The sequence below is a fragment of the Streptomyces sp. NPDC002156 genome (assembly GCF_053593675.1).
This window is the reverse complement of record NZ_JBSFDA010000083.1, coordinates 1-23901: the sequence shown is the minus strand read 5'-3', so window position 1 is coordinate 23901 and position 23901 is coordinate 1. Positions and strand designations below refer to the sequence as shown.

19 protein-coding genes and 1 pseudogene are annotated in these 23901 nt (G+C 70.4%); 12 read left to right on the top strand and 8 right to left on the bottom strand.

Translation table 11 applies throughout. The features are described 5' to 3' along the window. Positions 1 to 212: 212 nt before the first annotated feature. Positions 213 to 1148, top strand: coding sequence for a methionyl-tRNA formyltransferase (fmt, locus tag ACWCRB_RS29140; RefSeq protein WP_450998870.1), 936 nt, complete (start codon positions 213 to 215; stop codon positions 1146 to 1148). Positions 1149 to 1254: 106 nt separating this feature from the next. Beyond that, positions 1255 to 2673: an RsmB/NOP family class I SAM-dependent RNA methyltransferase gene (locus ACWCRB_RS29135; RefSeq protein ID WP_450998869.1), complete on the top strand. Its 1419-nt coding sequence runs from the start codon at positions 1255 to 1257 to the stop codon at positions 2671 to 2673. 15 nt (positions 2674 to 2688) lie between these two features. On the opposite strand, the gene ACWCRB_RS29130 is transcribed toward ACWCRB_RS29135, so the two are convergent. From ACWCRB_RS29130 to ACWCRB_RS29120, 3 genes are all read right to left on the bottom strand, one after another. Further along, positions 2689 to 3591: an AraC family transcriptional regulator gene (locus ACWCRB_RS29130; protein ID WP_450998868.1), complete on the bottom strand. Its 903-nt coding sequence runs from the start codon at positions 3589 to 3591 to the stop codon at positions 2689 to 2691. Between the two features lie 137 nt (positions 3592 to 3728). Further along, a complete protein-coding gene (locus ACWCRB_RS29125) occupies positions 3729 to 4394 on the bottom strand; it encodes a hypothetical protein (RefSeq protein WP_450998867.1) in 666 nt (221 codons plus the stop codon). 172 nt (positions 4395 to 4566) lie between these two features. Next, positions 4567 to 6711, bottom strand: a complete 2145-nt coding sequence (locus tag ACWCRB_RS29120) for an MMPL family transporter (protein ID WP_450998866.1) — start codon at positions 6709 to 6711, stop codon at positions 4567 to 4569. A gap of 134 nt (positions 6712 to 6845) precedes the next feature. Between ACWCRB_RS29120 and rpe the strand changes: the two genes are divergently transcribed. After that, positions 6846 to 7532, top strand: coding sequence for a ribulose-phosphate 3-epimerase (gene rpe, locus ACWCRB_RS29115; protein WP_450998865.1), 687 nt, complete (start codon positions 6846 to 6848; stop codon positions 7530 to 7532). 93 nt (positions 7533 to 7625) lie between these two features. Then, on the top strand, positions 7626 to 8669 hold the full coding sequence (locus ACWCRB_RS29110; protein ID WP_105975490.1) for a sugar-binding transcriptional regulator: 1044 nt from the start codon (positions 7626 to 7628) through the stop codon (positions 8667 to 8669). A gap of 78 nt (positions 8670 to 8747) precedes the next feature. Here the strand turns inward: ACWCRB_RS29110 and ACWCRB_RS29105 are convergent, their stop codons facing one another. Together ACWCRB_RS29105 and ACWCRB_RS29100 are read right to left on the bottom strand one after the other, a co-directional pair. Beyond that, positions 8748 to 9683 carry an MMPL family transporter gene (locus ACWCRB_RS29105; protein WP_450998889.1) on the bottom strand — a complete coding sequence of 312 codons (936 nt, stop codon included), beginning with the start codon at positions 9681 to 9683 and terminating at the stop codon, positions 8748 to 8750. 141 nt (positions 9684 to 9824) lie between these two features. After that, positions 9825 to 10976 (bottom strand): annotated as a pseudogene (locus tag ACWCRB_RS29100) (MMPL family transporter); the annotation flags it as partial. 186 nt (positions 10977 to 11162) lie between these two features. Here ACWCRB_RS29100 and ACWCRB_RS29095 point away from each other — a divergent pair. After that, positions 11163 to 11579: a barstar family protein gene (locus ACWCRB_RS29095; protein WP_450998864.1), complete on the top strand. Its 417-nt coding sequence runs from the start codon at positions 11163 to 11165 to the stop codon at positions 11577 to 11579. Between the two features lie 169 nt (positions 11580 to 11748). Beyond that, positions 11749 to 13191 carry a GuaB1 family IMP dehydrogenase-related protein gene (locus tag ACWCRB_RS29090; RefSeq protein ID WP_450998888.1) on the top strand — a complete coding sequence of 481 codons (1443 nt, stop codon included), beginning with the start codon at positions 11749 to 11751 and terminating at the stop codon, positions 13189 to 13191. Positions 13192 to 13275: 84 nt separating this feature from the next. Here ACWCRB_RS29090 and ACWCRB_RS29085 read toward each other — a convergent pair whose 3' ends face one another. Both ACWCRB_RS29085 and ACWCRB_RS29080 read right to left on the bottom strand, forming a co-directional pair. After that, positions 13276 to 13722 (bottom strand): hypothetical protein, encoded by a 447-nt coding sequence (locus ACWCRB_RS29085; protein WP_450998863.1) that lies wholly within the window; start codon positions 13720 to 13722, stop codon positions 13276 to 13278. A 133-nt stretch (positions 13723 to 13855) separates the two neighbouring features. Beyond that, the gene (locus ACWCRB_RS29080; protein ID WP_450998862.1) at positions 13856 to 16639 is read right to left on the bottom strand and encodes an AAA family ATPase; all 2784 of its coding nucleotides are present in this window, start codon (positions 16637 to 16639) and stop codon (positions 13856 to 13858) included. 198 nt (positions 16640 to 16837) lie between these two features. Between ACWCRB_RS29080 and ACWCRB_RS29075 the strand changes: the two genes are divergently transcribed. Continuing rightward, entirely contained in the window at positions 16838 to 17290 is a 453-nt protein-coding gene (locus tag ACWCRB_RS29075; protein ID WP_369032054.1) for an Lrp/AsnC family transcriptional regulator, read from the top strand. A 90-nt stretch (positions 17291 to 17380) separates the two neighbouring features. Here the strand turns inward: ACWCRB_RS29075 and ACWCRB_RS29070 are convergent, their stop codons facing one another. After that, positions 17381 to 18133: a GntR family transcriptional regulator gene (locus ACWCRB_RS29070; protein ID WP_450998861.1), complete on the bottom strand. Its 753-nt coding sequence runs from the start codon at positions 18131 to 18133 to the stop codon at positions 17381 to 17383. A gap of 212 nt (positions 18134 to 18345) precedes the next feature. On the opposite strand from ACWCRB_RS29070, the gene ACWCRB_RS29065 reads away from it, so the two are divergent. The 5 genes from ACWCRB_RS29065 (at position 18346) to ACWCRB_RS29045 (ending at position 23788) form a co-directional block, all read left to right on the top strand. Further along, a complete protein-coding gene (locus tag ACWCRB_RS29065; protein ID WP_450998887.1) occupies positions 18346 to 19503 on the top strand; it encodes an ABC transporter substrate-binding protein in 1158 nt (385 codons plus the stop codon). Continuing rightward, complete coding sequence (locus ACWCRB_RS29060) at positions 19500 to 20396, top strand: ABC transporter permease (protein WP_450998860.1); 897 nt, start codon at positions 19500 to 19502, stop codon at positions 20394 to 20396. The genes ACWCRB_RS29065 and ACWCRB_RS29060 overlap by 4 nt, the downstream gene beginning before the upstream one ends. After that, the gene (locus ACWCRB_RS29055; protein ID WP_450998859.1) at positions 20384 to 21199 is read left to right on the top strand and encodes an ABC transporter permease; all 816 of its coding nucleotides are present in this window, start codon (positions 20384 to 20386) and stop codon (positions 21197 to 21199) included. Before ACWCRB_RS29060 ends, ACWCRB_RS29055 begins: the two co-directional genes overlap by 13 nt. 5 nt (positions 21200 to 21204) lie before the next feature. Further along, positions 21205 to 22263 (top strand): ABC transporter ATP-binding protein, encoded by a 1059-nt coding sequence (locus ACWCRB_RS29050; protein WP_450998858.1) that lies wholly within the window; start codon positions 21205 to 21207, stop codon positions 22261 to 22263. Between the two features lie 82 nt (positions 22264 to 22345). Further along, positions 22346 to 23788, top strand: a complete 1443-nt coding sequence (locus ACWCRB_RS29045; RefSeq protein ID WP_450998886.1) for an HAD-IA family hydrolase — start codon at positions 22346 to 22348, stop codon at positions 23786 to 23788. Positions 23789 to 23901: the final 113 nt, after the last annotated feature.

The following is a 23901-nucleotide window of genomic DNA, read 5'->3' as shown; positions in this document are numbered from 1 at the left end:
AACAAGCCTCTCGAACCGGCGTTGAAAAGGAAGGGCCGCGCGGTGTGCGGCCCGTTTTGGTCAACTCTTTCTTGACCAACGCGATTTTGCGTGAGTGGTCACGCTGCGGGGGCGTAGGGGCATATGCGTACGCCCCCCAGGGCTTGACGCCGTGCGGTCATAGACTGGTGCGCTGCACGCACGACCCCCGTCCGAGAGGCCCCCGCCCACCCATGAAGCTCGTCTTCGCTGGTACCCCTGAGGTCGCCGTTCCCGCCCTGGATGCCCTGATCGGGTCGGAACGGCATGAAGTGGTCGCCGTCGTCACCCGGCCCGACGCTCCCGCCGGGCGGGGCCGGAGGCTGGTCGCCAGTCCCGTGGCCCAGCGGGCCGAGGAGGCCGGGATCGAGGTGCTGAAGCCCGTCAAGCCGCGGGACGAGGCGTTCCTCGCGCGCTTGACGGAGATCGAGCCCGACTGCTGTCCCGTCGTCGCGTACGGCGCCCTGCTGCCCCGCGTCGCCCTCGACATCCCCGCCCACGGCTGGGTCAACCTGCACTTCTCGCTGCTGCCCGCCTGGCGTGGTGCCGCGCCCGTACAGCACTCGATCATGGCCGGCGACGAGATCACCGGAGCCTCCACCTTCCTCATCGAGGAGGGCCTCGACTCCGGCCCCGTCTACGGCACCGTGACCGAGACGATCCGGCCCACCGACACCAGCGGCGACCTGCTGACGAGGCTCGCCTTCGCCGGCTCCGGGCTGCTGGCCGCGACCATGGACGGTATCGAGGACGGCACGCTGAAGGCCGTACCGCAGCCCGCCGACGGCATCACCCTCGCGCCGAAGATCACCGTCGAGGACGCCCATGTCGACTGGTCCGTGCCCGCCCTCCGGGCCGACCGGATCGTGCGCGGATGCACTCCCGCGCCCGGTGCCTGGACGGTGTTCCGGGGCGAGCGGCTCAAGCTCATCCACGTCACGCCCGTGCCCGACCGCACGGATCTCGCGCCCGGTGTGCTCTCCGTCGGCAAGAACAACGTGTACGTCGGTACCGGGTCGTACGCCGTCGAGCTGCTGTGGGTGCAGGCCCAGGGAAAGAAGCCGATGCGCGCCGCCGACTGGGCACGCGGCGTGCGGATCGCCGACGGCGAGGTGCTCGGCGGCGCCTGAGCCGTTCTTGCGGCCCTGTTCCCGCGCGGTATCGCGAGAATCGGGTCCGCCCCGCACGACGTACGCTGGAAAACCGCACCCTTTCCCATATCCGGAGCACCTTTTCGTGAGCGAGCAGCCCCGTCGGCCCCAGAAGCCCGGCAAGCCCTACCGTCGGCCCAAGAAGGACCCCGTCCGCATCCTCGCCTTCGAGGCGCTCAGGGCCGTCGACGAGCGGGACGCGTACGCCAACCTGGTGCTGCCGCCGCTGCTGCGGGCGGCCCGGGCGAAGGGGGACTTCGACGGGCGGGACGCGGCTCTCGCGACCGAGCTGGTGTACGGGACGCTGCGCCGGCAGGGGACGTACGACGCCGTCATCAGCGAGTGTGTCGACCGGCCTCTGCGCGAGGTCGATCCGCCGGTGCTCGATGTACTGAGCCTCGGTGTGCATCAGCTGCTCGGGACGCGGATCCCGACGCACGCCGCCGTGTCCGCCTCCGTCGAGCTGGCCCGGGTCGTGCTCGGCGACGGGCGGGCCAAGTTCGTGAACGCCGTGCTGAGGAAGGTCGCCCAGCACGATCTCGACGGCTGGATCGAGCGGGTCGCGCCGCCCTACGACGAGGATCCCGAAGACCACCTGGCCGTCGTGCACTCGCATCCCCGGTGGGTCGTCTCCGCCCTGTGGGACTCCCTGGGCGGTGGCCGCGCCGGGATCGAGGAACTGCTCGCCGCCGACAACGAGCGGCCCGAGGTCACCCTGGTCGCCAGGCCCGGGCGGTCCACCACCGAGGAGCTGCTCCGCGAGGAGGCCGCGGTGCCGGGGCGCTGGTCGCCGTACGCCGTGCGGCTCGCCGAGGGCGGGGAACCCGGGGCCATCGACGCCGTACGGGACGGGCGTGCGGGCGTGCAGGACGAGGGCAGTCAGCTCGTCGCACTTGCCCTGGCCAATGCTCCGATCGACGGGCCCGACCGTGCCTGGCTCGACGGGTGTGCCGGGCCGGGCGGCAAGGCCGCGCTGCTCGCCGCTCTCGCCGCCGACCGGGGCGCGCTGCTGCTCGCCTCCGAGAAGCAGCCGCACCGGGCCGGGCTGGTCGCGAAGGCGCTGGCCGGCAATCCCGGGCCGTACCAGGTCGTCGTCGGGGACGGGACCCGGCCGCCGTGGCGGGCCGGCAGTTTCGACCGGGTGCTGATGGACGTGCCGTGCACCGGGCTCGGGGCGCTGCGCAGACGGCCCGAGGCGCGCTGGCGTCGGCGGCCCGAGGACCTGGACGGCTTCGCGCCGCTCCAGCGCGCGCTGCTCACCACCGCGCTGGAGTCGGTCCGAGTCGGCGGGATCGTCGGCTACGCCACCTGCTCACCGCACCTCGCCGAGACCCGGGCCGTCGTCGACGACGTGCTCAAGCAGCACCAGCACGCCGACCTCCTCGACGCCCGGCCCCTGTTGGAGGGCGTGACCGACCTCGGCGACGGTCCCGACGTACAGCTGTGGCCGCATCTGCACGGGACCGACGCCATGTATCTGGCGATCGTCCGCCGGACCGGGTGACCCGGCCGGGCGGGGCTACCGGGGGAGCCGTTCGCGGTAGGCGAGGGGTGATTCGCCGTAGTGGCGTTTGAAGGCGCGGGACAGATAGAGCGGGTCGTTGACGCCGATCCGGGCGGCGATCTCGCCGACGGTCAGCTCGGTGAAGCGCAGCAGGCGTGCGGCCTCCAGCATCACCCGCTCGGTGATCAGCACCCTTGGCGGGCTGCCCGTGGCGCGTGACAGCGTGCGCCACAGCGCGCCGGGTGTGACCCCCAACTCGTCGGCGTAGTGGCCGACTTCGTGATGCCGTGTGAAGTCGCGTTCGAGCACCTTCCGGAAGCGCCGGTGGAACACGACGTCGGACTCGTCCTGCCCGTGCTCCTGCGGCCGGTCGTGCTCGTGCCAGCGCTCGACCCACAGGAGCAGGGACAACAGGAGATGGCGGTGCACGTCGGCGCTGCGGGTGTCCGTGGGCCGTCGGGTCTCCTCGGCGAGTGCGTGGATCACGGCGCCGACGCGTGCGGCGTCTTCCGCGGGTACCTCGATGGCCGGGACGGCGCTCCCCGTGAACAGCCACTTCAGGTTCGCGGAGGAGGCCGGTCCGTCGTGCAGCAGCTCGTCGCCGAAGCAGACGATCGCGCCGGACAGGTTCCGCCCCTGCTCGAAGTGGTGGATCTGGCCGCGTTCGACGAGCATCACCGTGTTCGGGCCGACGACCGCGCGCTCGCCGTCCAGGAGATGATGGCCGGTTCCGCTCTCCGTCCAGATCAGCTCGTGGAACGCGTGCCGATGCGGGCTGGGGACCGGACACGCCGTGCAGACGAAGCTGGCGTTCTCGAACTGCGTCACGTGGAGCGTCGGATGGGTCACCGGCATGTGGTCGACCGGCAGTTGGCGGACGTGACGGCCGGAACGGCTGTTGCGGCTGTGCGAAGGCACGGCGGGTACGGCGGGCACTGAGGATACGGCGGACTGCGACTCGGCGGTCAAGACGGGACGCTCCTGCGATCGGCCGTCGGCCGCGGTGGCCGACGGTACGACCACGGTACGGCGCCACGCCCCGGTGCCGACGGGGCTCACTCCGCGAAGACGTACTGCTCGACGACCAGACCCCTGTCCCGCCTGGCGAAGGTGACCGTCCGCCCGCCGAGGGCGGTGCCGTGGACGGCGCAGCTCCAGCCCGGGTACACGCCGGCGGCGCGGCGGAGACCCTCGTCGTCGGGGTTGGTGAGGGTGAGTGAGGGGCGCGCGGCGGGCCGGGGTGTCTCCTCGGCGGACAGCTCCCGCATGAAGAGGATCTCGCGGACGATCTGGCCGCCCCGCCACTGCGCGACGGTCGCCATCCGGACCCCCATGCTGGGGATGCCGCCGATGGTGGCCGTCCAGTCGCCCCGCGCCACATTGGGCCGGTGGGTGACGACGAGGGCGTCGGGGGCCTCCACCTGGAACTGGTGCATGGCCTCGATGTGCGGCTCGACGCCATCGGTGCGCACCCCGCCCCACTCCACGACGACATCGGCGGCGTGGTAGTGCCGCTGCATGTCCATGTCCTTGTTGTTCCAGGCGACGAAGTCCGCGATGTGGAAGTCCTTCGTGTTCGCCAGCTCCAGCTGGAACCGGCTCCAGCCGCCCGACGACGTGGGTGACGTGGCCGCCGCCGGAGTGGCGAGCGCGGGGACGGCGAGCGCGGGAACGCCGACCGCCGCGGCGCCGATCAGTCCCCTGCGAGTGATGTCTGCCATGGCCTACTCCTGGGTCTCGAACGCGTGTCGAAGGGCGAGGAACCACCCTTCGGCCCTCGCTCTGGCCCCAGCTTCAGCCGGTCGGGTCCGGCCCACCATGGACGAAGATCGCCGATGCATGGACGTTTCCTTCTCGTGCTTGATGGCTTGAAGAGTCAAGTCAGACATCAGGTCAAGATCGGTCGGCTTGTGACTCCACAGCGGAATCCGGTGCCGTCGGTGCGCCGTCCTCGTGGGCCAGCCGGTGGGGCCACCACACCTTCGGGCCCACGTCCAGGAAGAGGGCCGGGACCAGCACCGACCGGACCACGAACGTGTCCAGGACCACGCCCAGGGCCACCGCGAAGCCGATCTCCGCGAAGGCCACCATGGGCAGTGTGCCCAGGGCCGCGAACGTGCCGGCCAGGACCAGGCCCGCCGAGGTGATGACCGCGCCCGTCGTCGACAGGCCTGTCACCACGCCCTTGCGGGTGCCCTGGCGGGCCGCCTCCTCGCGGATACGGGTGGTCAGGAAGATGTTGTAGTCGATGCCCAGCGCCACCAGGAACACGAAGACGAACAGCGGGAAGTCCGTCGACTCGCCCGCGTAGTCGAACAGGTGACGGAAGGCGAGCGCGCTGATGCCCAGCGCCGCCGCGAAGGACAGCACCACCGTGCCGATCAGCAGCAGTGGGGCGATCAGGGCCCGCAGCAGGGCGCAGAGGATCAGCAGGACCACCACCAGGACCAGCGGGATGATCAGGATGTTGTCGTGCGTGGTCGCCTTGTCCATGTCCAGCAGGGCCGCCGTACCGCCGCCCACCTGGGCGTCCGCGTCCGGCACCGCGTGCACGGCGTCCCGGACCCGCTCCACGGTCTGCTTCGCGGCCTCGCTGTCCGCAGGGGCGGTCATCGTGGCCTCGAACAGCACCTTGCCCTCGAAGGCGGGCTTCGTGCCCTCCGGCAGGCCGAGAGAGGTGGGCACCACCCCGCGTGTCTCGGCGACCGCCTGGCCGACCTGCCGGGCCTGTTCCTGGTTGCTGATGATGACGAGCGGGTCGCCGCTGCCCGCCGGGAAGTACTGCGCGGACACCTCCTGGCCGACGATCGAGTCCGGCTTGTCGGTGAACGCGTCGGCGTTGCTCAGGCCCTCGGCGCGCAGCTGCATCAGGCCGAACGAGCAGGCGATCAGCGCCGCCGTCGTGACACCCCAGACCATGCGCGGGCGAGGGGTGATGCTCCGGCCTATCCGGGCCCACACGCCGCGTTCGGTGGGATCGGGCGAGTTGTTGTGCGGGATCACCGGCCAGAAGATCCAGCGGCCGCAGATCACCAGCAGCGCGGGGAAGAGCGTGATCATGACCAGCAGGGCCACCGCCACCCCGATCGCCGCCACCGGGCCCAGGCCGCTCGTCGAGTTCATCTCGGCGGCCAGCAGCACCAGCATGCTCAATACGACCGTAGCGCCGGACGCGATGACGGCCGGGCCCGCGCGGTGCAGGGCAAGCGCCATCGCCTCGTGACGGTCCTCGTGCCGGCGCAGTTCCTCCCGGTAACGGGCGACCAGGAGCAGGGCGTAGTCCGTCCCCGCGCCGAACACCAGCACGGTCAGAATGCCGGCGCTCTGGCCGTTCACCGTCAGGCCCGCGTGCTCGGCGAGGAAGTAGATGAGTGCCTGCGCGGTGAACAGGGCCACAACCACGCCCAGCAGTGGCACCAGCAGCAGGGTCGGGCTCCGATAGGTGAGCAGGAGCATGACGATGACCACGGCCATCGCCGAGAGCAGAAGTGTCGAGTCGATGCCCTCGAAGGCCTCCGAGAAGTCCGCCGACGTACCGCCGGGCCCCGTGATGTGCACGGCCAGCCCCGCCGCACCCGCACCGGCGGCGTCCCGGATGGAGTCGACGGCGGGCGCGATCCGCTCCCAGCCCTTCTCGTCCATCGTGATGGGTACGTAGATCTGCGCGGCCCGCGGATCGACGGCCCGGTCGTACACCGGCCCCCGCGTCTCCGCACCCCGGATGCCATGGTCCCGCAGCGTCTCGATCTCCGCCTTGGCCTCGACGATCCGAGCCCGATCCGCCGCCGTAAGCCCGCTATCCCGCGCGTACACGACAACCGCAGGAATTTGCTCCGGCCTGAAATCCTCGGAGAGATGCAAGACCTGGGTGGACTCCGCAGACCCAGGCAGCCACGAAGCAGCGTCATTGTCTTGGGCATCGGTGAGCTTCTGAGCAAAGGGCGCGGTCAGAAACAGCACCACGAGCCACAACACCAACACGAGCCACTTGGCCCGCCGCCCACAAACGAGATAAGCGATCCCACGGTTCCGATTCATCGCAACCTCAGCTGTGTTTGCCTAGGGGCGCGGGGAACTGCGCGACAAGCCACAACCGACCCGCGGACTACACTCAACCCATCCCACGACGGACCCAACCGCACAACCCCCGGAGGGCATGGCAGGCTTGGGGCATGGCCGCGCAGATCAACCCAAGTATCCTGTCCGCCGACTTCGCCCGACTCGCCGACGAGGCGAGGGCCGTAGAAGGCGCCGACTGGCTTCATGTCGATGTGATGGACAACCATTTCGTACCGAACCTCACGCTCGGTGTGCCGGTCGTAGAGTCCCTGGCGCGGGCGACGGACACTCCGCTGGACTGCCACCTGATGATCGAGGACCCCGATCGATGGGCGCCGCAGTACGTGGAAGCGGGGGCGGGTTCCGTCACCTTCCATGTCGAGGCCGCCGCCGCTCCGGTACGGCTCGCCCGTGAGATCCGGGCCAAGGGTGCCCGGGCCTCCATGGCCCTCAAGCCCGCTACCCCGATCGAGCCGTACGAGGACCTGCTCCCCGAACTCGACATGCTGCTGATCATGACGGTCGAGCCGGGTTTCGGCGGCCAGGCGTTCCTCGACATCATGCTCCCCAAGATTCGCCGCACCCGCGAGTTGATCAGCAAGCACGGCCTTGAGCTGTGGCTCCAGGTGGACGGGGGCGTCGCCGCCTCCACCATCGAGCGCTGCGCCGAGGCCGGCGCGGACGTCTTCGTCGCCGGATCGGCCGTATACGGCGCCGCGGACCCGGCCGAGGCGGTACGTGCACTACGCACCCAGGCACAGACGGCGACCGCCGGTGCGAGCTGGGCGTGCGACCACTGAGCCAAGGGAACGTGAACGACGTACTTCTGGGCAGATCAAGTACTCGGGATCTGACAGGATGAACGGCGAATCCAGAATGTGAACAGCAGCGATGTGAAGAGCAGTGAGGAGATCGCCGTGTCGGGTATGTCGGCGGGCCGGTCAGCCATGCGGATGGGACCCGCTGAGCTGGTGCAGGCGGCGGCCATGGCCCGCCGCTTCTACCTAGAGGGCAAGTCCAAGATCCAGATCGCCGAGGAGTTCGGCGTCAGCCGCTTCAAGGTGGCCCGGGTCCTGGAGACCGCTCTCGAACGGGATCTGGTGCGGATCGAGATCCGTGTCCCCGCCGAACTGGACGCCGAGCGCTCGGACGCGTTGCGCGCCCGGTACGGCCTCAGGCACGCGGTCGTCGTCGAGTCCCCGGCGGATGCCGAGGAGTCGCCCGATCCCGAGAACCTCGGTGAAGTGGCCGCCGATCTGCTCGGCGAACTGGTGAACGAAGGCGATGTGCTCGGCCTCGCCTGGGGCCGGTCCACCATCCACATGGCGGCGGCGCTCGACCGGCTGCCGCCCTGCACGGTGGTGCAGCTGACGGGTGTGTACGACGCCGGAACCGCCGAGCGCGGCTCCGTCGAGGCGGTCCGCCGTGCCGCCCAGGTGTCCGGCGGGGACGCCCACCCCATCTACGCCCCGATGCTGCTGCCCGATGCGGCCACCGCCGCCGCGCTGCGCAGCCAGACCGGGATCGCCCGGGCCTTCGAGTACTTCGACAAGGTCACGGTCGCGTGTGTCTCCATCGGCTCCTGGGAGGCCGGTATCTCGACGGTGCACGACATGCTCAGCGACGAGGAACGCGGCCACTACGCGTCTCTCGGTGTCGCCGCCGAGATGTCCGCGCACCTCTTCGACGCCGACGGGCGTCGGGTCGGGCGGGACCTGGGGGAGCGGTGCATCACGGTCAAGACCGACCAGCTGCGCCGGGTCCCCGAGGTCGTCGCCATCGCGGGCGGGCAGCGCAAGGCCCCGGCGATCGACGCGGTGCTGCGTTCCGGGCTGGTCACCAGCCTGGTGACGGACACCTCGGCCGCGGACTACCTGCTGACGGCGGGCCCGTCGCCGAAGCCGTCGCTCAACAGGGCGGACCCGGACGGGATCTGACGATCAGGTGACCTGACGATCCGGTGCCCGGGTTCCCTTCGGAGCCCGGGCACCGCTCTGTTCAGTCCAGGGGGTGCCTCAGTCGCCTTCCCCGCCCTCCGGGTCCACGTGCGGCAGCATCCGGTCGAGCCAGCCGGGCGTCCACCAGGCGTGTCTGCCCAGCAGCGTCATGACCGCCGGCACCAGCAGCAGACGTACGACCGTCGCGTCGATCAGCACACTCACGGCGAGCCCCAGGCCGAGCATCTTCACCACGACGTTGTCGCTGACGATGAACGCGGCGAAGACGCTCACCATGATCAGGGCGGCGCAGGTGATCACCCGGGCGGTGATCTCCAGGGCGTGGGCCACGGAGGCCTTTGCGTTGCCGGTGCGCAGCCAGGCCTCGTGGACTCGGGAGAGCAGGAAGATCTCGTAGTCCATGCTGAGCCCGAAGATGATCGCGAACATCATCATCGGCACATAGCTCTCGATGGGCACCTTGCCGTTCACACCCAGCGCGGGCCCGCCCCAGCCCCACTGGAAGACGGCCACGACGACGCCGTACGAGGCCGCGATCGACAGGACGTTGAGCGCGGCTGCTTTCAGCGCCACCAGCAGGCCCCGGAAGACGGTCAGGATGATCAGGAAGGCGAGGGCGACGACCACGCCGATGATCAGCGGGAGGCGGCTCGCGACGATGTCGCGGAAGTCGACCTGGGCGGCGGTCGTGCCGGTGACGTAGCCGTGCGCCGCCGTTCCGGAGACGGCCTCGGGCAGGGTCGTGTCGACGAGGCGGTTCGTCAGGTCGGTGGTGGTCTCGCTCTGCGGCGACTCCTTGGAGTAGACCGTGCCGACCAGGACGTCCCCGTCCTTCGTCGCCGTGAGCGGGGTGGCGGTCGCGGCGCCCGGTACGTCCGTCAGCGCCTTGCCCGCCTTCGAGGCGAGGTCGGAGCGCTGGTCGGAGGGCACCTTCGTCTGGTCGATGACGATCGTCAGCGGGCCGTTGGAGCCGGGCCCGAACGACTGCGCCATGATGTCGTACGCCCGCCGGTCCGTGAACGACTTCGGGTCGGCGCCGTCCCCGATGTGGCCGAGCTGGATGGACAGCACCGGGATCGCCAGCACGAGGACGGTCACGACCCCGCCGGCCAGGAACCACCAGGGGCGCCGCTCGACGCGCTGCGCGTAGCGGTGCCAGGTGCCGTGTCCCTCGGCGTCGTCGGTGGCGGCCTCGGCGATCGGGCGCCGTACCTGGTAGCGGTCGATACGGCGGCCGATGAGCCCCAGCAGCGCCGGGACCAGCGTGAGGGCGCCCGCGACCGCGGAGACCACCGTCACGGCGGCGGCCACGCCCAGCAGGCCGATGAAGGACACCCCGGAGACGGACAGCCCGGCCAGCGCGACGATCACCGTGCACCCGGAGACCAGGACGGCCCGCCCGCTGGTGGCGTTGGCCCGCCCTGCCGCCCGTACCGGATCGTCGCCGTTCATCAGGTTCTGCCGGTGCCGGGTGATCAGGAACAGCGCGTAGTCGATGCCCACGCCGAGGCCGATCATCGTGGCCAGCGTGGGGGAGACCGTGGCGAAGGTGAACGCCGAGGCGAGCAGCCCGAGGCAGGCGAGGCCCCCGATCACGCTGATCAGCGCGGTCAGCAGGGGGAGGCCTGCGGCCAGCACGCTGCCGAAGCCGACCAGCAGGACGACGATCGCCACCGCGAACCCGATCAGCTCGCTGACCCGGTCGTCGGCTGCGGGCCTGGCCAGCTCGCCCAGCGGACCGCCGTACTCGACCTGCACTCCGGCCGACCGCAGCGACTGCACCGACTTGTCGACACCGTCGAGGTAGTCGTCCTGGAGGGTGGAGGGCTGGACGTCGAAACGGATGGTGATGTAGCCGGTCTTCGCGTCACTGGAGAGCGGGCCGACGGTCTGCTTGCTGGTGGTGGGCTGTGATCCCGGCGGCGGCAGCGGGTTCTGGACGGACAGGACGTGCGGGAGTTTCTGCAGGTCGGTGACCGTCTGGGACATCTGTGAGGAGTAGGAGGTCAGCGGTTTGGACGTGTCCCGCAGCACGATCTGGCTGCCGTAGCCGCCGGCCGCCGGATCGTGCTTCTTCAGTACGTCCAGGCCCTCCTGCGACTGGACCCCGGACAGCGAGAAGTTGTCGGAGTAGTCGCCGCCGAAGGAACGGTTGAGTACCTGGAGCGCGGCGAGCACCACCAGCCAGGCCACGATGACGATCACGAAGTGCCGGGCACACCACTCGCCCAGCCGGCGCAGCCGTCCACGGTTGTCCTTGCGGTCCCTCGATGCTGCTGCTGGCATTTCTGTCGGCGATGACATGCGCGGCTCCCGCCGGAGACAGGCTGGTCACTTCATTGAACGACCAGCCGATCAAGGTGTCCTGTTGGGAGGCTGCCGCCCGGCTTGTCGTTGTCATGTGGCGGGGCGTGCGATCTACTACAGCGATGATCACTCCGATCCTTCGCGACCCGTCATGGCGGTACTGAGATGACCGACCACCCGCTGGTTCCGGTGCTCGCGGGCAGCGCGCCCGCCGGTGTCCTGTCCTGGCCCGCCGCCCTGCCGGCCGAGAGCGCGCTCGAAGCCGCCCGCGAGGCCGGCTGGGAGACCGCCGATCTCGACCTCGCCGACGTCACGGACAAGGCCGGGCTGATGACGGCCTGCGCCACCGCGCTGCGGTTCCCGGACTGGTTCGGCGCGAACTGGGACGCCCTCGCGGACTGCCTCGGCGACCTGGAGTGGTGGCCCGCGACCCGCGGCCGGCTCGTCCTCGTCCGGAACTGGCAGGCGTACGCGGCGGCCCGGCCCGAGGAGTGGACGACGCTCCAGGAGATCTTCGCCGACGCCGCCGCGACCTGGCGGGAGACGGAGACGGGGCTGGCGGTGGTGATGGTGCTCGCGTGAACCCACCTGTGGCACAGGCCGTCGGAGGATGGCACGAGCGGTCCCACGAGCCGTCTGGACGATCCGACCAGGCGGTTTCAGGTCACCGGCATGGGACAATGAGGTACGTGCTCTTCCCCCTGGCTGTCCTGTCCGGGGGCCACCTCTGATCGACCGGGATGTGCAGCACGTGCGTTTCCTCAACGACATCCAGCCCCCCTACGACCTGACGTACGACGACGTGTTCATGGTCCCGAGCCGCTCCTCCGTCGGCTCCCGGCAGGGCGTGGACCTCAGCTCCCCGGACGGTTCGGGTACGACGATCCCGCTGGTCGTCGCCAACATGACCGCCATCGCGGGGCGCCGGATGGCCGAGACGGTCGCACGGCGCGGCGGGCTCGTCGTCATCCCGCAGGACATCCCGATCGAGGTCGTCACCGACGTCATCTCCTGGGTGAAGAGCCGCCACCTCGTGCTGGACACGCCGATCGTGCTGGCCCCCCACCAGACCGTCGCCGACGCCCTCGCCCTGCTGCCCAAGCGGGCGCACAACGCGGGTGTGGTCGTCGACGCCGAGCAGCGGCCGGTCGGTGTGGTCACCGACACCGACCTGTCCGGTGTCGACCGCTTCACCCAGCTCTCCGAGGTCATGTCGAAGGACCTGCTCCTCCTCGACGCCGGCATCGACCCGCGCGAGGCCTTCAACCGCCTCGACGCCGCCAACCGCCGGTACGCGCCTGCGGTCGACGCCGACGGCAAGCTCGCCGGCATCCTCACCCGCAAGGGCGCTCTGCGTGCCACCCTCTACACACCGACCACGGATGCGAACGGCAGGCTGCGGATCGCCGCCGCCGTCGGCATCAACGGCGATGTGGCCGGAAAGGCGCAGCAACTGCTCGACGCGGGCGTCGACACGCTCGTCATCGACACCGCGCACGGCCACCAGGAGTCGATGCTCAGCGCCATCAAGCTGGTCCGCGACCTCGACCCGCACGTCCCGATCGCGGCCGGCAACATCGTCGCCGCCGAGGGCGTCAAGGACCTGATCGAGGCGGGCGCCGACATCATCAAGGTCGGCGTCGGACCGGGCGCCATGTGCACCACCCGCATGATGACGGGCGTGGGCCGCCCGCAGTTCTCGGCGGTCCTGGAGTGCGCGGCCGAGGCGAAGAAGTACGGCAAGCACGTCTGGGCCGACGGCGGTGTACGCCACCCCCGTGACGTCGCGATGGCGCTGGCCGCCGGTGCGTCCAACGTCATGGTCGGCTCCTGGTTCGCGGGGACGTACGAGTCCCCGGGCGACCTCCAGCAGGACGCCGCCGGGCACCTCTACAAGGAGTCGTTCGGCATGGCGTCGGCGCGTGCGGTGCGCAACCGTACGTCGGAGGAGTCGTCGTACGACCGGGCCCGCAAGGCGCTGTTCGAGGAGGGCATCTCGACGTCCCGGATGTTCCTCGACCCGGCCCGCCCGGGCGTCGAGGACCTGATCGACTCGATCATCGCGGGCGTCCGCTCCTCCTGCACCTACGCCGGCGCCAACTCCCTTGAGGAGTTCGCCCAGAAGGCCATCGTCGGCATCCAGAGCGCGGCCGGCTACGCAGAGGGCAAGCCGCTCCACGCCAGCTGGAGCTGAGCCGACTCCCTCGCCCACGGCCTCTGTTGTCCACCCCCGTCGGACAACAGAGGCCGTTCGCGGCGGTGTTCTGGCACCGTCGGTCTAGGAGTCGCAGGATCCGGGGTAGTAGCTGTACCCGTCGAGGTAGAGAAGGCTGACGCCGAGTGCCTCCTCGTAGCCCACGGCCCATGACGACTGCCAGGGGTCGCTCCCGTCCACATGGAAGGTCATGACGTCTCCCTGGGTGACGACGTGTCCGGAGAAGCCGCTGGTCGTGTTCCTCGCCTCGACCGCGCCCTCCGAGGTGAAGACGTACGTCCAGTGGCCGTCCGGGGTGTCGTTCGCACCGCCGCACCAGACGCCCACCACGCTGTCGGGGACGGACCACTCCATGAGCAGCTCGGCGGCTTGCGTGGTTTCCAGGATGGTTTCCAGGGTGGTGTCCGCGGTGTTCTCCGGTGAGGAGCAACCACTGGTCGCCACAAGGGTCAGGCCCAGCATCAAGGCGCCGAAGAGCCTGGATGCCGAGACCGGCACAGAAAGTCGCACGATCCCCCCTACAGATCGGAACCGCCCTGTTCGGCGCGGTTTTCGTCTGCTCTGCACGCTACGGAGGAACGGCTGCGGGCACCCCGGTGAAAACCCGGGGGTTCAGCCCTGGGGTGTGCGGCGGGACCCGGTGTCAGGTCTCGTCGCCCAGCTTGCCGAACAGCCCCGTCCGTGAGGTGATGCCGAGTTTCGCGTAGGCGTTGGCGAGGTGGTACTCGATCGTCTTGACGCTGAGGACCAGTTCTTGCGCGATGCCACGGTTCGACAGACCCCGCATGGCGAGCCTGGCGACGGTCAGCTCCTGCGCGGTGAGCCCGGCATGACGGGCGCCGGGGCGGGCCGTCGGACGGCCGCAGCCCGCCAGCTCACGGGCGCACCGTTCGAGATACGGTGCGGCCCGCAGACGGAGGAAGGTCCGGTGCGCGGCCTGCAGTTCGGCCACCGCCTTCCTGCGCCGGCCGACGCGGCGCAGGAACGTGCCGTAGGAGAGGTGAAGCAGCGCTTCCTCCCAGCACTGTTGTCCCCGCTCGCCCTGCTCTTCCCGTGCGCAGTGGCGCAGCCCCGCCCGGAACGCCCGGTCGGCCGCCTCCTGGTCGCCGGACGCCTCCTCCAGCAGGCCCCGGCAACGTGCGGCTGACGCCTGTTCCAGCCAACGGTGCCGCTCGGCCGCACGGGTCTCGTACGGGACGAGTACGTCGAGAGCCTCGTCCGTGCGCCCCAGGCGGGTCAGGGATTCGGCCAGGACGGGTCGCCAGGCGACGATCCCGACCTCGTCGAGGCCGCTGCGGTGAACGATGTCCGGGCTCAGGAACGGCGTCAGCTCGGCGACCGCGCGCTCGTCGTCCCCGCGGCCGCTGTGCACCAGGGCGAGTGCCGTCGCGGCGAAGGCGGCGTCATTGACGTCACCGAGTACCTGGGCGTGCCGTATCGCTGTCCTGGCGTGGGTTTCGGCGGCCTCGAAGTCGCCCCGGCCGGCCAGGGGGAACGCCGTACAGGCGTGGACGACCGCCAGGATGGATATCTGGTCGGTGTCCTCGGCGAGCGAGACGGCCTGAGTGCCGTGCGCGACGGCCTCGTCCCACAGTCCGGCCCGGTATTCGGCGTCGGTGAGGAAGCCCAGTGCCACGAGAGCCGCGTACGGCAGCCCGCCGCGCCGGTGCGAGGAGAACGTGTCCTCCAGATCCCGGCGGGCTTCGCACAGCTGTCCGTTCCACAGCTGGAGCATGCCCCGCGCGAGCAGACCGTCCAGTTGCTCCGGGGTGGTGCGGGGCCCCGAGAGCGGGAGACGGTCGAGGGACCGCATGCCTTCGTCGTAGTCGCCGGAGATCGCCAGCCCGATGGCGAGGGAGTCGCGCAGGAAGGACGACCGCTTCGCCGGGGGGAGATCGAGCCCGCGACGCGCCCAGCCGACGATGCTCTGCGCGTCACCCTGGATCAGGCACAGCCAGGCCATCTGCTCGGCGGCCTTGCGCAGGGTCTCGGCTCCCGCGGTCGCGTCGCCGCTCTCCCAGCAGGCGGCGAGCCTTCGGCGTGCTTCGTCCAGCCGCCCCGTGGTGAGGGCGAGATGGCCCAGGACGTACTGCTGTTCGGCGTCGGGCGGCAAGTCATGGATCACCGGCTCGAGTTCGGCGGCCTGACTGACATCACCGGCGAGCAGCCGGTACTCGACGGCCTGGATCAGACAGCGCTCGCGCAGGCCGGAACGCGTGGACAGCCGGGCCGCGGTCGTCGACGCGGACGCGGCCGCCGCCCAGGCCCCTGTCTCCGCCTGCCGTGCCGCGAGACGCACGAGTTCCCCGGCGAGGTCCCCGTCCGGTGCGACGGCGGCGTGCACCCGGTGCTGGAGCGCGGCGTACTGGTCGTCCGAGCGGGCCGCCGCCAGCTGGTGCAGGCGGGAGCGCTCGGCGGGATCCAGCCCCCGGTACACGGCCGCCCGCAACAACGGATGCGGGAAGGCGACCCTGAGCATGGCACCGGCGGGAGCCTCCTCCAGCAGTTCGTGTCTCATCGCCTCCGCCAGCGCGCCCAGCGAGTCCGGCACGGCGCCCACCTCGGCGGCCTGGTGCAGGGGACTGGACATGCCGAGGACACTGGCGGCCTCGACCAGGTCGCGCGCCGGAGCGCTGCACCGCGCCAGCTGGGCCGTGACCAGCCGCTCGTATCTGCGAGGGGCGGGCAGGACGGCGTTGCCGTCGAGGACGTCCGCGGGAAACTGCTGCAGGAGCGCCTTCGTGTGCAACGGGTTGCCGTGTGTGTGCTCCCGCAGCCGGGCCACCGCCCGACGGGGCAGGGCCGACGAGCCCAGGGCCGCATGGAGCGCGACGATGTCCGAGAGGCCGAGGCCCTCCAGCGTCAGCTGGAGCGTGGCCTCGTCGTGCAGGATGCGGTGCAGCCCCTGCGGGAGCCGGGGATCGTTCACGTCACGCGTCACCAGCAGCGCCAGCACCCGGTCCTTGCGCAGCCGCCGCAGCACGAAGGTGAGTGCGTGCAGCGAGGGTGTGTCCGCCCAGTGGACGTCGTCGATCAGCAGGACGACCGGCGCTCGTCCCTGGAGTTGCCCCAGGGCGTCGAGCAACAGGGCGCCGACTGCGATCGGGTCCTGTGCGGCGGGGCTGTGGGGTCTGCCGAGGGCCGGTTCCCGCAACGCCTCGGCCGCGGCGGGCAGCTGCGGCACCAGCTGTGCGACGAGTCCGTACGCGAGTTCCGTCTCGAGTTCGTCGCCGCCGGCCTTCACGACCCGGCAGTCGGCGGCACCGGACAGGAAGCGCCGTGCCAGTGAGGTCTTGCCGATCCCGGCGGGACCGTCGACGAGGACGACCTGGGGCTCGCCTCCGGCCGCCGCGTCCAGCCGGTTTCCCAGCTTCCCCAGTTCTTCCGCTCTGCCCATGAACAACGACTCGGGTGTCTGCCGCGGCAAAATCCTGCTCCTCCCCGGCCGAGGCCGTCCGGCCGTATCCGTACGCCAACACGCGCGGCCGTCGGCAGGGGGTTCGCCGCTCTCGGTGTCTTCACTCGACCGAGTGGCTCCAGGCCGGGCTCGTGTTCTACTTCCTTTACGGCTACCGCCGCCCCCGATTCGAAGTGCCCGCACCATCTGAAGAGTGATGAACCCGCTGTGCTGAACGATCTCGACGAACGCATCGTGCACGCCCTCGCCGAGGACGCCCGCCGCTCCTACGCGGACATCGGGCAACTGGTCGGTCTGTCGGCGCCCGCCGTGAAACGGCGCGTGGACCGGCTGCGGGAGAGCGGGGCGATCACCGGGTTCACCGTGCGGGTGGATCCGGCGGCGCTGGGGTGGAAGACGGAGGGGTTCGTCGAGATCTTCTGTCGGCGGAACACGTCGCCGGAGACGATTCAGCGGGGGCTTGAGCGGTATCAGGAGGTCGTGGCCGCGTCTACCGTTACCGGGGAGGCGGATGCGGTGGTGCAGGTTTTTGCCTCGGACATGCGGCACTTCGAGCGGGTGCTGGAGCGTATTGCGGGGGAGCCGTTTGTGGAGCGGACGAAGTCCGTGTTGGTGCTGTCGCCTTTGTTGCGGCGGTTTTCTTCGGGGTCGCCTACGTAGGGGGATTCTGGGGTTCGTCGGCGGGTGCGGGTTCGTTGTGGCTTGTCGCGCAGTTCCCCGCGCCCCTTACCGGCAACTCCGCAGCGCCTCTTAGGAGTTGCCCTTGTCTGCAGTCTTTCTCGCCAGGGCGTTGTTCCCGATCGAGTTGTGGACGCTGAAGCTCACCGCGTCGCCTCTGTAGCGGTCGTCGGACCATTCCACCGGGCGGCCTTCTCTGGTTGTGGTTACTCGGCGGACCCGTAGGAGGGGGCTCGTGCGGCGGATGTCGAGGAGTTCGGCGTCCTGGGCGCCGGCCGCCACCGCGTCGATGACGTGTTCGCCGTATGCAAAGACCAAACCCGTGTCCTCGAAGAGGCGTTGGGTGACCGAGGGGCAGTCCGGTTCGACGGTTTCCACGGACGGGGCGATCCAGTCGGCGTACACCGTGCGTTCGAGGAGGACCGGTTCGCCGTCCAGGCCACGTACGCGCAGGACGTGCAACACCGGCGTCTTCTCGCGGAGTTGGAGGCGGATCGCGTCCTCCGTCGTCGCCGGGCGGTACTCCTGGTGCACCACCCGGCCCGTCGCCTCGCGGCCCATCGCGCGGGCCCACTGGGCGAAGCTGCGCAGTTCCTCGAAGGTCTGGCTGCGGCGGCTGGCCAGGACCACCCGGCGGGCGCCCTGACGGGAGCCGATCAGCCCCTCGGACGTCAGGGCCGCGACCGCCTGGCGGATCGTGCCGCGGGCCACGCCGTAGTGCGCGGCGAGTTCCGTCTCCGGGGGCAGACGGCTGCCGACCGTGTACTGCTCGCGGTCGATCGCCCGGCGCAGTTCATCGGCGATCTCCTCGTGTCGCGCCGTCATGCTTCCCCTCTGGGTTTCTCGCTGTGCACAGCGTGAGCAGCCTAATCGACATCCGGGAGTCGTCCAGGCGTGCCTGGATTGTGCAGGGAATCAGCGGTCAGCGTTTCGCCAGAGTTTACGAGCGCGATACCAGCGAAGGGCGTACTGAGGCCAACTTGTTCAGACAAGTTCTCCGCACTACCTCACCCCTCGTGCGCACCCCTGGAGAGACCGTGATCGTGTCCCTGCCGAGAACAGCCGTCCGCGGCGGCGCCCTCGCCGTCGTCGCCGCGCTCGCCCTGAGCGCCTGCGGCGCGGCCCCCGACGACACGTCGACCACCGCGGACGGCAGGAGTGCCGCCACCGCGACCTCCGCGGCCGACTTCGGCGGCATGGCCCAACTGGTCACCGCCGCCAAGAAGGAGGGCACGCTGCATGCGATCGCCCTGCCCCGCGACTGGGCCAACTACGGCGCCCTGATCGACGGTTTCCAGAAGAAGTACGGCATCAAGATCGAGGTCGAGAGCCCCGACGGGTCGAGTCAGGACGAGATCAACGCCGTCACCTCGCGCAAGGGGCAGGACCGGGCTCCCGACGTTCTCGACCTCGGCAGCTCGTTCGCGCTGAGCGCCGCCCAGCAGGGGCTGCTCGCGCCGTACAAGGTCGCCTCCTTCGCCGACATTCCCGAGGGGCAGAAGGACCCGGAAGGGCAGTGGTTCAACGACTACGGCGGCTACATCTCCATCGGCTGCGACGCCAAGCGTGTGAAGACCTGTCCCACCACCTTCGCCGATCTGCTCAAGCCGCAGTACAAGGGCCAGGTCGCCCTCAACGGCAACCCCACCAAGTCCGGTTCGGCGTTCGGCGGGGTGTACGCGGCGGCACTCGCCAGTGGCGGCTCCTTCGACGACATCCAGCCCGGCCTCGACTTCTTCGCCAAGCTGAAGAAGAACGGCAACTACACACCCGTCGAGTCGACCCCGGCCACCGTCGAGAAGGGCGAGACGCCGATCAGTATCGACTGGGACTACCTCAACGCCGGGTACGCCGAGGAGTTCAAGTCCAAGGGCCTCGACTGGCAGGTCTCGGTCCCGGAGGACGGCAAGTTCTCCCAGTACTACTCCCAGGCCATCAACAAGGACGCCCCGCATCCGGCGGCCGCCCGTCTGTGGCAGGAGTACCTCTACAGCGCCGAGGGCCAGAACCTGTGGCTCAAGGGCTTCGCCCGCCCGGTCCTGATGACCGCCATGGAGAAGGCCGGCACGATCGACAAGACCGCCGCCGCCGCGCTCCCCGAGGTCTCCGGCACGCCCGCCTTCCCGACCGAGGACCAGCAGGCCAAGGCCAAGACCGTGCTGGCCGAGGGCTGGGGCAAGGCCGTCTCCGGATGACCGCCACCCTCACGCGGGTCGACGTGGCGCCCGCCGCTTCCCTGAAGCGGCGGCGCCGCGCCCCCGGCTGGCTCGCCGTACTCCCGCTGCTCGTCTTCGTCGCGGTCGCCTTCGGGGTGCCCGCCCTGGCCATGCTGAACGGCGCCTTCACGGTCAGGAACCAGGCCACCGGCGCCACTTCGTACACCACGGCCAATCTGACCGACTCCCTCCAGGGCGCCTATCTCACCGCGCTGCTCGGCAGCGTGAAGCTGTCCGCCGTGTCGGCGCTCCTCGCGACCGTCCTCGGACTGCTGCTCGCCCAGGCCGTGGTGACCTCGCGGTTCCGGGCGCTGCGCGAGGCAGTGCTCACCGCGTCCGGGGTCCTTGCCAACTTCGGCGGGGTGCCGCTGGCCTTCGCGTTCGTCGCCACGCTCGGCAACTCCGGTGTGCTGACCCGGCACTTGGGGCTGACGGACAAGGGCTGGAGCCTCTACAGCTTCTGGGGACTGGTGATCGTCTACCTCTACTTCCTCATCCCGCTGATGGTCCTCACGATCACGCCCGCGCTCGACGGACTCCGCTCCCAGTGGCGCGAGGCCGCGCAGAACAACGGGGCCACCAACGTCCAGTACTGGCAGCACGTCGCCCTGCCCGTGCTGCTGCCCTCGCTGCTCGGCGGCTTCGTGCTGCTCTTCGGCAGCGCCTTCGCCGCGTACGCCACCGCCGCGGCCATGGTGGGCAGTTCGGTCCCGCTGGTCACCCTCCAGATCGCCGACGCCATCTCCGGCAACGTGCTGGTCGGCCAGGAGAACGTGGCGCTCGCCCTCAGCCTCGACATGGTCCTGATCGCGGGCCTGGTGATGGCCGTGTACCTGCCCCTGCAACGGAGGAGCGCGCGATGGCTCGCCTGAACGCGTGGCGCTGGCTCGTCCTCGGCGGCGCCGCGCTGTACTTCCTGGTCCCCCTCGCCGCGTCCGTGCTCTTCACGGTCGACGTACCGGGCGAGGGCATCACTTTCGACGCGTACGGCGAGATCGTCGGCGCCGACGGCTTCCTGACCGGCCTGCTGCTCTCCCTCGAACTGGCCGCCGCCACCATCGCCGTGGTCCTGCTGCTGATGGTGCCCGCGATGGTCGCCCTGCGGCTCGGCGCGCCCCGGCTGCGACCGGTCGTCGAGGTGATCTGCTCACTGCCGCTGGTGGTCCCGCCGATCGCGTTCGTGGCAGGGATCTCGACAGTCTTGAAGTGGGGACCCGAACACCTCTCCCGTACGCCCCTGTTCCAGACCTTCGTCGCCATCCAGAACCCCGACTTCCCGGTCGTCCTCGTCCTCGCGTACGTCGTGATGGCGCTGCCCTTCGTCCATCGCTCGCTGGACGCCGGGCTGCGCGCGATCGACGTCCGTACCCTGGTCGAGGCCGCCCGCAGCTGCGGTGCGAGCCCGGTGCAGGCACTGGTGACGGCCGTGCTGCCCAACCTGCGCGGGGCGCTGCTCAACGCCTCCTTCCTCACACTGGCCCTGGTCCTGGGCGAGTTCACGGTGGCCCAACTCCTCGGCTTCCAGCCGTTCGCCGTGTGGATCTACAGCGTCGGCGGCTCGCAGGCCCAGCTGTCCGTCGCCGTCTCCGTGCTCAGCCTGCTCGTCACCTGGGCCCTCCTCCTCGCGCTCGCCGGGCTCGGCGGGCGTTCCCGAACCGCCGCCGCCAAGGGATGAACCACATGACGCTCGACAAGGCCGCCACCGTCGAATTCCGGGGCCTGCGCCGGGAGTTCGGGCCGACCGTCGCCCTCGACGGACTCGACCTGGACGTCCGGCCGGGGGAGCTGCTCGCGCTGCTCGGCCCGTCCGGCTGCGGCAAGACCACCGCGCTGCGCATGCTCGCCGGGTTCGAACACCCCGACTCCGGCGAGGTGTTGGTCGACGGGGAGGATGTCACCCAGGTCCCGGCCCACCGCCGGGACGCCGGCATGGTCTTCCAGTCGTACAGCCTCTTCCCGCACCTCAGCGCCCTCGACAACGTGGCCTTCGGGCTGCGGATGCGCAAGGTGCGTACGTCCGAACGGCGGGCCCGCGCCGCCGAGTTGCTCGATCTCGTGGGCCTCGCCGACAAGGGCGAACGGTTCCCGCACCAGCTCTCCGGCGGCCAGCAGCAGCGCGTCGCACTGGCCCGCGCACTCGCCCTGCGGCCACGCGTACTCCTCCTCGACGAGCCGCTGTCGGCGCTCGACGCCAAGGTGCGCCTGAGCCTGCGCGAGGAGATACGCCGTCTGCAACAGGAACTCGGCATCACCACCCTGTTCGTGACGCACGATCAGGAGGAGGCCCTGTCCATGGCCGACCGGGTCGCCGTGATGCGTGGCGGGCGACTCGAACAGTGCGCCGCTCCCGCCGAGTTGTACGGCCGACCCGCCACGGCCTTCGTCGCCGAGTTCGTCGGCACGATGAGCCGGATTCCGGGGCGGCCGGCTGGGGGAGAGGTCGAGGTGCTCGGGCAACGGCTCCCGGTCGACGGCGAGGCGCCGGACGCCGTGGAGGTCGATGTGCTGGTCCGGCCCGAGGCGGTACGGGTGGAGGCCGATCCGGCGGGCGACGCACGCGTCGTGGCCACGGCGTTCCTCGGCGCGGTCACCCGGATCACCGTACGGCTCGTGGACGGCACGGAGGTGAAGGCCGACCTGCCCGCGCACGAGGCCGCCACGCTGGGCGCCGGAGCCGCCGTACACGTCTCGCTGCCGGAGCGGCCGGTGCTGGTGGCCGAGCGCGCGAACCGTCCGTGAGTCGAGTGAGTCCGTCGGAGAGAGATCCGTCAGAGAGAGAAACGTGACCCCCCACATCCCCCGTACTCCCGACACCCCCCACCTGCCCCAACCCCCGCTCCAGGCCGTCCTGTTCGACATGGACGGCACGCTCGTCGACACCGAGCGGCTGTGGTGGGAGGCGGTCGAGCAGATCGCCGGGAGGACGCTGACCGAGGCGGACCAGCCGGAGGTGCTCGGCCGGCCAGTCGAGCACACGGCCGACTGGCTGGCCGCCGCCACGGGCAGGGAGTCCGGGCAGTACGCCGCCGAACTGCACCGGGAGTTCGCGGCCCGCGTCCGCACCGGCATCGTGCCCCGCCCCGGCGCGCTCGACCTGCTTGACGCGCTCGCCCTGGCCGGTGTCCCCACGGCCCTGGTGACCGCCTCGCCCCGGGCCGTCGCCGACACGGTGCTGGAGGCACTCGGCGCCACCCGCTTCGCGGTCTCGGTCACCGCCGACGACACCGAGCACACCAAGCCCGCCCCCGATCCGTACCTCGCCGCCTGCCGGGCCCTGGGTGTCGACCCGGCCGCCTGCGTGGCCGTCGAGGACACCGAGACCGGTGTCACCTCGGCCGAGGCGGCGGGCTGCGCCGTGCTCGCCGTGCCGTCGCTCGCGCCGATCGAGGCGGTGCCCGGCCGGACGGTACTGCCGAGCCTGGCCGGGGTGACAGTGGCGCAGCTGGGCGCCATGGTCACCCGTGAACTCCGGGTGATGAGCTGGAACCTCTGGTGCGGCGGCACGAAGGTCGACGACCACCGGGAGAAGCAGCTCAAGGTGATCGCTGAGACGGGCGCCGACGTGGTCGGCCTCCAGGAGACGTACGGGAACTCGGCGGCGGAACTCGCCGAGGCGCTCGGCTGGCACCACCATCAGGCGGGTCCGAACCTCGGCGTCATCAGCCGCTACCCGATCACTGCCCGGCTCGGTGACCCGGACGTCGGCTTCTACGGGGGAATCGGAGTGCGGATCAGGCTGGAGACGGGGCTGGAGGTGGATGTCTGGAGCACTCATCTCGACTGCGCGCCGTACGGGCCGTACGAGGCCCACTTCGACGGGCTTCCGGAGGCTGAGCTGATCGCCCATGAGGGCGTGCGGCTGGAACAGATGCGGGAGATCCTGCGTCGGGTCGCCGACTCCACACCTGTAGTGCTCGTCGGGGACTTCAACACACCCTCGCATCTGGACTGGCCGGGGATGGAGTGGCCGGTGACGAAGGCGACGGAGGAGGCGGGTCTGCGCGACTCGTACCGGGAGGTCCACCCGGACGCGGTTTGTTCCCCCGGTCACACGTGGTCGCCGATTCATGCCGAGCACGAGGACGGGAGTGGGCGGCCGGAGCCGCAGGACCGGATCGACTTCGTGCTGTATCGGGGGAGGGCGTTGAGGGTGCTGGATTCGCGTGTGGTCGTGAGTGGCGCGGTGCGGGTGTGGCCCGAGGTGGCCGGCAATGCGTGGCCTTCGGACCATGCGGCGGTGTTGACGAGGTTCGGGCTGAGCTAGGAGGGTTCTCGCCCCCGCCGCCCTTACCCGTTCCCATCCTCGGGGGCTCCGCCCCCGAACCCCCGTTCGCGCTGAACGCGCTCGTCCTCAAACGCCGGACGGGCTGACTATCC

Excerpts from the sequence above, each read along its gene's own strand:
- fmt (WP_450998870.1), top strand. The coding sequence starts at position 213 with ATGAAGCTCGTCTTCGCTGGTACCCCTGAGGTCGCCGTTCCCGCCCTG.
- ACWCRB_RS29125 (WP_450998867.1), bottom strand. The coding sequence starts at position 4,394 with ATGGCAGACATCACTCGCAGGGGACTGATCGGCGCCGCGGCGGTCGGC.
- ACWCRB_RS29120 (WP_450998866.1), bottom strand. The coding sequence starts at position 6,711 with ATGAATCGGAACCGTGGGATCGCTTATCTCGTTTGTGGGCGGCGGGCC.
- rpe (WP_450998865.1), top strand. The coding sequence starts at position 6,846 with ATGGCCGCGCAGATCAACCCAAGTATCCTGTCCGCCGACTTCGCCCGA.
- ACWCRB_RS29105 (WP_450998889.1), bottom strand. The coding sequence starts at position 9,683 with ATGGCGCAGTCGTTCGGGCCCGGCTCCAACGGCCCGCTGACGATCGTC.
- ACWCRB_RS29095 (WP_450998864.1), top strand. The coding sequence starts at position 11,163 with ATGACCGACCACCCGCTGGTTCCGGTGCTCGCGGGCAGCGCGCCCGCC.
- ACWCRB_RS29070 (WP_450998861.1), bottom strand. The coding sequence starts at position 18,133 with ATGACGGCGCGACACGAGGAGATCGCCGATGAACTGCGCCGGGCGATC.
- ACWCRB_RS29060 (WP_450998860.1), top strand. The coding sequence starts at position 19,500 with ATGACCGCCACCCTCACGCGGGTCGACGTGGCGCCCGCCGCTTCCCTG.
- ACWCRB_RS29055 (WP_450998859.1), top strand. The coding sequence starts at position 20,384 with ATGGCTCGCCTGAACGCGTGGCGCTGGCTCGTCCTCGGCGGCGCCGCG.
- ACWCRB_RS29050 (WP_450998858.1), top strand. The coding sequence starts at position 21,205 with ATGACGCTCGACAAGGCCGCCACCGTCGAATTCCGGGGCCTGCGCCGG.